6 protein-coding genes are annotated in these 7320 nt (G+C 73.6%); 5 read left to right on the top strand and 1 reads right to left on the bottom strand.

The window, feature by feature from the left end; translation table 11 throughout:
* Nucleotides 1–16 precede the first annotated feature (16 nt).
* Nucleotides 17–430 (bottom strand): PPOX class F420-dependent oxidoreductase, encoded by a 414-nt coding sequence (locus BN2279_RS06780; RefSeq protein WP_059007487.1) that lies wholly within the window; start codon nucleotides 428–430, stop codon nucleotides 17–19.
* 96 nt (nucleotides 431–526) lie between these two features.
* On the opposite strand from BN2279_RS06780, the gene BN2279_RS06775 reads away from it, so the two are divergent.
* Genes BN2279_RS06775 through BN2279_RS06755 form a run of 5 tightly spaced genes read left to right on the top strand, consistent with a single transcriptional unit; the run spans nucleotide 527 to nucleotide 7272 of the window.
* On the top strand, nucleotides 527–1309 hold the full coding sequence (locus BN2279_RS06775; protein ID WP_059007485.1) for a TIGR03084 family metal-binding protein: 783 nt from the start codon (nucleotides 527–529) through the stop codon (nucleotides 1307–1309).
* Nucleotides 1306–2997, top strand: a complete 1692-nt coding sequence (locus tag BN2279_RS06770; RefSeq protein WP_059007483.1) for an acyclic terpene utilization AtuA family protein — start codon at nucleotides 1306–1308, stop codon at nucleotides 2995–2997. The genes BN2279_RS06775 and BN2279_RS06770 overlap by 4 nt, the downstream gene beginning before the upstream one ends.
* Nucleotides 2994–4145 carry an acyl-CoA dehydrogenase family protein gene (locus BN2279_RS06765; RefSeq protein WP_059007481.1) on the top strand — a complete coding sequence of 384 codons (1152 nt, stop codon included), beginning with the start codon at nucleotides 2994–2996 and terminating at the stop codon, nucleotides 4143–4145. The genes BN2279_RS06770 and BN2279_RS06765 overlap by 4 nt, the downstream gene beginning before the upstream one ends.
* Entirely contained in the window at nucleotides 4142–5740 is a 1599-nt protein-coding gene (locus BN2279_RS06760) for an acyl-CoA carboxylase subunit beta (protein WP_059007479.1), read from the top strand. Before BN2279_RS06765 ends, BN2279_RS06760 begins: the two co-directional genes overlap by 4 nt.
* Nucleotides 5737–7272 (top strand): acetyl-CoA carboxylase biotin carboxylase subunit, encoded by a 1536-nt coding sequence (locus tag BN2279_RS06755; RefSeq protein ID WP_079031928.1) that lies wholly within the window; start codon nucleotides 5737–5739, stop codon nucleotides 7270–7272. The genes BN2279_RS06760 and BN2279_RS06755 overlap by 4 nt, the downstream gene beginning before the upstream one ends.
* Nucleotides 7273–7320 lie beyond the last annotated feature (48 nt).

The raw sequence follows: 7320 nt of genomic DNA, 5'->3' as shown, positions 1-7320 counted from the left end.
GTGTTGTTTTTTATTTTCAAGAAGAGGACGGCAGGGAGGATTCCTGCTTTTCTCGGGGGCTGGGAGATGTGTATAAGGGGCGGGGGGGGGGGTGGACGCGGATGAAGTGGCGGCTCTGGTGGTCGTCCGGTGGGGCCGGGTCCGCCGCCGGTTCGGCCCGGCCGCGGATCTCCAGGAAGCGGACGCCCGCCGAGCCCTCGCCGCCGGGGACGATGCCGTCGATGACGAACGACACCCGCGGGTGGACCCGGATGTTGCGGTACTTGGCGGACTTCTCCATCGCGAACCCGTAGATGTCGATCGTCCCGAGTCCGGCGTTGTAGCGGAAGCCGACCGGCTTGTTCTGGGGGCTGCCGTCAGGAGCCACGGTCGCGAGCCGGCCGAGCGGCTCCCGCGTCACGAAGTCCTCTTCGGCGCTGGTGAGAAACATGGGACGACCCTGCGACTTCAAGCCTGGTAGAGGTCAAGCCCACAAAACAAGCAAGCGTCATTGATTTTTTGTCGGAGGCGTGGCACCGTTCCCGCCGTGACCGATACCGCAGTGCTGGCCGACCTCGCCGCCGAGGGGGACGCGCTCGACCTCGTCGTGCGCGATCTGCCGCCCGAGGGCTGGCGGACGCCCACCCCGGCCCCCGGCTGGACCATCGCCCACCAGATCGCCCACCTCGCCTGGACCGACGGCATGGCGCTGCTGGCGGCCACCGACGCGGCCGGGTTCCAGGCCGAACTGGACCGGGCGGCGACCGAGGCCGACGGCTACATCGACCGCGCCGCCGAGCGCGGGGCCGCCCGCCCCGGCCTGCTGGCCCACTGGCGCGAGGGCCGCGGCGCCCTCGCCGGGGCGCTGGCCGCGGTGCCGGACGGCGCCCGCGTGCCGTGGTTCGGGCCGCCGATGAGCGCCACCTCCATGGCGACCGCCCGCCTGATGGAGACCTGGGCGCACGGCCAGGACGTCGCGGACGCCCTCGGGATCCGCCGGGAGCCCACCGCCCGGCTCCGCAACGTCGCCCATATCGGCGTCCGTGCCCGCGACTTCGCGTACATCGTGAACGGCCGCACGCCGCCCGCGCGGCCGTTCCGCGTCGAACTCACCGGCCCCGGCGGCGAGCTGTGGACGTGGGGCCCGGCCGACGCCGGGCAGCGCGTCACCGGGCCCGCCCTCGACTTCTGCCTCCTGGTCACCCAGCGGCGCCACCGCGACGACCTCGCCGTCACCGCCGAGGGAGCGGAGGCCGACGCCTGGCTCGGCATCGCCCAGGCGTTCGCCGGCCCGCCCGGACCCGGCCGCGCCCCCGGGGAGTTCGCGTGACCCCCGCGCCGCTGCGGATCGGCAACGCCTCCGGCTTCTACGGCGACCGGTTCTCCGCGCTCCAGGAGATGCTCACCGGCGGCGAACTCGACGTCCTCACCGGGGACTACCTCGCCGAGCTGACCATGCTGATCCTCGGCCGCGACCGGCTGAAGAACCCCGACGCGGGCTACGCCAGGACGTTCCTGCGCCAGTTGGAGACCACGCTCGGACCGGCCCTGGACCGGGGCGTGAAGATCGTCACCAACGCGGGCGGCCTCAACCCGGCCGGGCTCGCCGCCGCCATCCGCGACCTCGCCGCACGCCTCGGCCTGCCCGTACGCGTCGCGCACGTCGAGGGCGACGACCTCACCGCCCGCGCCGCCGCGCTCGGCCTGGACGGCGCCCTGACGGCCAACGCCTACCTCGGCGCGTGGGGCATCGCCGCCTGTCTCGACGCGGGCGCCGACGTCGTCGTCACCGGCCGCGTCACCGACGCCTCGCTCGTCGTCGGCCCGGCCGCCGCCCACTTCGGGTGGGGCCGCGAGGACCACGACGCGCTCGCGGGCGCGGTCGTCGCGGGCCACGTCATCGAGTGCGGCCCGCAGGCCACCGGCGGCAACTACGCGTTCTTCACCGAGATCCCCGACCTGCGCCGCCCCGGCTTCCCGATCGCCGTGCTGGAGGCGGACGGCAGCAGCGTCATCACCAAGCACCCCGGCACGGGCGGCGCGGTCACCACCGGCACGGTCACCGCCCAGCTCCTGTACGAGATCACCGGCGCCCGGTACGCGGGCCCCGACGTCACCGCCCGCTTCGACACGATCCGGCTCACCGACGACGGACCCGACCGGGTGCGGATCAGCGGCGTGCGCGGCGAGGCGCCGCCCCCCCCCCTCAAGGTGGGACGCAACAGCCTCGGCGGCTTCCGCAACCAGGTCGAGTTCGTCCTCACCGGCCTGGACATCGAGGCCAAGGCCGAGCTGGTCAAGGCCCAACTCGCCGGCTTCGACGCCGAATGGACCCTCGCCCGCACCGACCGCCCCGACGCCGCCGTCCAGGAGGAGGCGAGCGCGGTGCTGCGGTGCGTGGTCCGCGCCGCCGACCCCGAGACGATCGGCCGCGCCTTCAGCGGCGCCGCCATCGAGCTGGCCCTGGCCGGATATCCCGGCTTCCATGTGACGGCACCCCCCGGAAAAGCCTCGCCCTACGGCGTGTTCGAGGCCGCGTACGTGGACGCCGGCGAGGTCGAGCACGTCGCGGTGCTCCCCGACGGGCGCCGCCGCGTCATCCAGCCCCCGGACACCACCCGCCCGTTGACCGACGTCGAACAGCCGCCGCCGCCCTTGTCGCCGCCGCCGGGGCCCACCCGCCGGGCGCCGCTCGGCGCCGTCGCCGGGGCCCGCAGCGGCGACAAGGGCGGCGCGGCCAACGTCGGCGTCTGGGCCCGCACCGACGACGCGTGGCGCTGGCTGGCGCACACCCTCACCGTCGAGGAGTTCCGCCGGCTGCTGCCGGAGACCCAGGCCCTGCCCGTCACCCGGCACGTCCTGCCCAACCTGCGCGCCCTCAACTTCGTGGTCGACGGCCTGCTCGGCCAGGGCGTCGCCTCCCAGGCCCGCTTCGACCCCCAGGCCAAGGCGGTCGGGGAGTGGCTGCGCTCCCGCCATGTCGACATCCCGGTAAGCCTCCTGAAGGAGACACCATGAGCGATCCCCACGCGACGCCGGAACGGCGTGCCCTGCGCGCCACCGTGCGGCGCTTCGTCACCGAGGAGATCCTGCCGCACCAGGACGCGTGGGAGCGCGCCGGGGAGCTGCCGCGTTCCGTGCACCGGCGGGCCGCCGAACTCGGCCTGATCGGCCTGGCGTTCCCCGAGGACGCGGGCGGTGGGGGCGGTGACGTCCTCGATCTCGTCGCGCTGTGCGAGGAGTGGCACTACGCGGGCGCCGCCGGAGGCGTCTTCCCCGCCCTGTTCACCTCCGGCATCGCGCTGCCGCACCTCGTGGCCGCCGGTGACCCGGCGCAGATCGACCGGTGGGTCCGGCCCACCCTGGCGGGCGAGCTGATCGGCTCCCTCGGCGTGACCGAGCCGGACGGCGGCTCCGACGTGGCGGGCCTGCGCACCACCGCCCGGCGCGACGGCGACCAGTACGTCGTCAACGGCGCCAAGACCTACATCACCTCCGGTGTGCGGGCCGACTTCGTCACGACCGCCGTGCGCACCGGCGAGCCCGGCGCGGGCGGGGTGTCGCTGCTGGTGATCGAGAAGGGCACGCCCGGCTTCACCGTCTCCGGCCCGCTGGAGAAGATGGGCTGGCACTGCTCCGACACCGCCGAGCTGTCCTTCACGGACGTCCGCGTCCCGGTGGCCAACCTCGTCGGCGCCGAGGGCGGCGGATTCGCGCAGATCGCGCGGAACTTCGTCGGTGAACGTCTCCTCCTCGCCGTCCAGGCGTACGCCTCGGCGCAGCGCGCCCTCGACCTCACCGTCGCGTGGTGCCGCACCCGCGAGACGTTCGGCCGTCCGCTGATCAGCCGCCAGACCGTGCGGCACACGCTGACCGAGATGGCCATGCGCGTGGACGTCGCCCGCGTCTACACCCGCGACGTCGCCCGCCGTCACGCCGCCGGTGACGGCGACCAGATCGCCGAGGTCTGCTTCGCCAAGAACACCGCCGTCGAGGCCGGCACCTGGGTCGTGGACCAGGCCGTCCAGTTGCACGGCGGCCTCGGCTACATGCGCGGCACCGAAGTCGAGCGGCAGTACCGCGACATGCGGATCCTCGGCATCGGCGGCGGCACCACCGAAATCCTCACCGGCCTGGCCGGCAAGCGACTGGGGCTCACCGCATGACCGTGCTGCGCTCCGCCCTCGACACCGACGCGGCGGACTACCAGGAGAACCGGGCGGCGACCCTCGCCCAACTCGCCGACCTCGACGCCGAACACGCCAAGGCCATCGCGGGCGGCGGCCCCAAGTACACCGAACGGCACCACAAGCGCGGCAAGCTGCTGCCCCGCGAACGCGTCGAGCTGCTGCTCGACCCCGACTCGCCGTTCCTGGAACTGTCCACCCTCGCCGCCTGGGGCACCGACTTCCCGGTGGGCGCCAGCCTCGTCACCGGCATCGGCGTCATCGAGGGCGTCGAGTGCGTCATCACCGCCAACGACCCGACCGTACGCGGCGGCGCGAGCAACCCGTGGACGCTGCGCAAGGCGTTCCGCGCCGCCGAGATCGCCGCCGAGAACCGCATGCCGTCGATCAACCTGGTCGAGTCCGGCGGCGCCGACCTGCCCAGCCAGAAAGAGATCTTCATCCCCGGCGGGCGCACCTTCCGCGACCTGACCCGCGCCTCGGCCGCCGGACTCCCCACCATCGCCCTGGTGTTCGGCAACTCCACGGCGGGCGGCGCCTACATCCCCGGCATGTCCGACCACGTGGTGATGGTCAAGGAACGCGCCAAGGTCTTCCTCGCCGGCCCGCCGCTGGTGAAGATGGCCACCGGCGAGGAGGCCGACGACGAATCGCTCGGCGGCGCCGAGATGCACGCCCGCACCTCCGGCCTCGCCGACCACATGGCCGCCGACGAACTCGACGCGCTGCGCATCGGCCGCGACATCGTCCGCCGCCTCAACTGGCGCAAGGCCGGGCCGGCGCCGTACCCGGAGGTGCTGCCGCCCCGCTACGACGAGGACGAGCTGGCCGGGATCGTCCCGACCGACCTGAAGGTGCCGTTCGACCCGCGCGAGGTGATCGCCCGGATCGTGGACGACTCCGACTTCGACGAGTTCAAGCCGCTGTACGGCGGCAGCCTGGTCCCCGGCGGGGCCCGCCTGCACGGCTACCCCGTCGGCGTCCTCGCCAACGCGCGCGGCGTGCTGTTCAGCCAGGAGGCCCAGAAGGCCACCCAGTTCATCCAGTTGGCCAACCAGGCGAACACCCCGCTGATCTTCCTCCAGAACACCACCGGCTACATGGTGGGCAAGGAGTTCGAGCAGGGCGGCATCATCAAGCACGGCGCGATGATGATCAACGCGGTCTCCAACTCGACCGTCCCGCACCTCACCGTCGTCATGGGCGCCTCCTACGGCGCGGGCAACTACGGCATGTGCGGGCGGGCGTTCGGGCCGCGCTTCCTGTTCACCTGGCCCGGCGCCAAGTCCGCCGTGATGGGCCCGGCCCAGTTGGCGGGCGTCATCTCCATCGTCTCCCGCCAGGCCGCCGAAGCGCGCGGCGAGGTCTACGACGAGGTCGCCGACGCCCAGATGCGGGCCTACGTCGAGAACCAGATCGAGAGCGAGTCCCTGGCCGCGTTCATGTCCGGGCGCTTGTACGACGACGGCGTGATCGACCCACGCGACACCCGCACGGTGCTCGGGCTGGCCCTGTCCGCCGTCCACTCCGCGCCCGTCAAGGGCGCGACCGGATATGGGGTGTTCCGCACATGACCGACCACAAGACCCTCACCTCCGTCCTGGTCGCGAACCGGGGGGAGATCGCCCGCCGCGTCTTCCGCACCGCCCACGACCTGGGCCTGGCGACCGTCGCCGTGCACTCCGACGCCGACACCGACGCGCCCCACGTGGCCGAGGCCGACGCCGCCGTCCGCCTCCCCGGCACCGCGCCCGCCGACACCTACCTGCGCGCCGACCTGATCGTGGCCGCCGCGCGCCGCGCCGGGGCCGACGCCGTGCACCCCGGCTACGGATTCCTCTCCGAGAACGCCGCCTTCGCGCAGGCCGTCACCGACGCCGGGCTGACCTGGATCGGCCCGTCGCCGCGCGCCATCGCCGCCATGGGCAGCAAGACCGAGGCGAAACGGCTGATGGCGGCTGCCGGGGTGCCGGTCCTCACCGAGACCGACCCGGCGGCCCTCACCGAGGCCGATCTGCCCGTCATCATCAAGGCGTCGGCCGGCGGCGGCGGCCGGGGCATGCGGATCGTCCGCTCCCTGGCCGACCTGCCCGGCGAACTGGAGGCCGCGCGCGCCGAGGCCGCCTCCGCGTTCGGCGACCCCACGGTGTTCTGCGAGCCGTACCTCGCCACCGGCCGCCACATCGAGGTGCAGATCCTCGCCGACGCCCACGGCACCGTCTGGGCGGTGGGCGAGCGGGAGTGCTCCATCCAGCGCCGCCACCAGAAGGTCGTGGAGGAGGCCCCCTCACCCCTGGTCGAGTGGGCGCCCGGCATGCGCGAGCGGCTCTTCGAGGCCGCCCGGAAGGCCGCCGGCGCGATCGACTATGTCGGCGCGGGCACCGTGGAGTTCCTCACCGACGGCTCCGACCGCTTCTTCTTCCTGGAGATGAACACCCGCCTCCAGGTCGAGCACCCCGTCACCGAGTGCACCACCGGACTCGACCTCGTACGTTGGCAGTTGCGCATCGCCGAGGGCACCCCGCTGCCGCCCGCGCCGCCCGTTCCCCACGGCCACGCCATCGAGGTGCGCCTGTACGCGGAGGACCCGGCGGCCGACTGGCAGCCCCAGAGCGGAACGGTCCACCGCCTCCATGTGCCGGGCGTCATTGCCGAGTTCACCAACCCGCCCACCCACGGGCTGCGCCTGGACTCCGGCCTCACGGACGGCTCCGCCGTCTCCGTCCACTACGACCCGATGCTCGCCAAGGTGATCAGTTGGGCGCCGACCCGCACCGAGGCCGCCCGCGCGCTCGCCTCCGCGCTGGCCCGCGCCGAGGTACACGGCCTGACCACCAACCGCGACCTGCTCGTCCGCGTGCTGCGCCACCCCGCGTTCCTCGCCGGCGACACCGACACCGCGTTCCTGAACCGCCACGACCTGGCGACCCTGGCCGCGCCGCTGGCCGGCGAGGAGACCCGCCGGCTGTCCGCCCTGGCCGCCGCCCTCGCCGACGCCGCCCACCGGCGCGCCACCGCCCGCGCGCTGGCCACCCTGCCCTCCGGCTGGCGCAACGTCCCCTCCCTGTCCCCTCTACACATCCGACGCTGGCGAAGAAGCGGATAGTGGAGCAAGGGGGGGACGACGAAGGAGCAGACAAAAGAAAGACGAGGG

Source organism: Streptomyces specialis (genome assembly GCF_001493375.1).
Classification (GTDB): Bacteria; Actinomycetota; Actinomycetes; order Streptomycetales; family Streptomycetaceae; genus Streptomyces; species Streptomyces specialis.
This window is presented reverse-complemented; position numbering and strand designations above follow the sequence as displayed.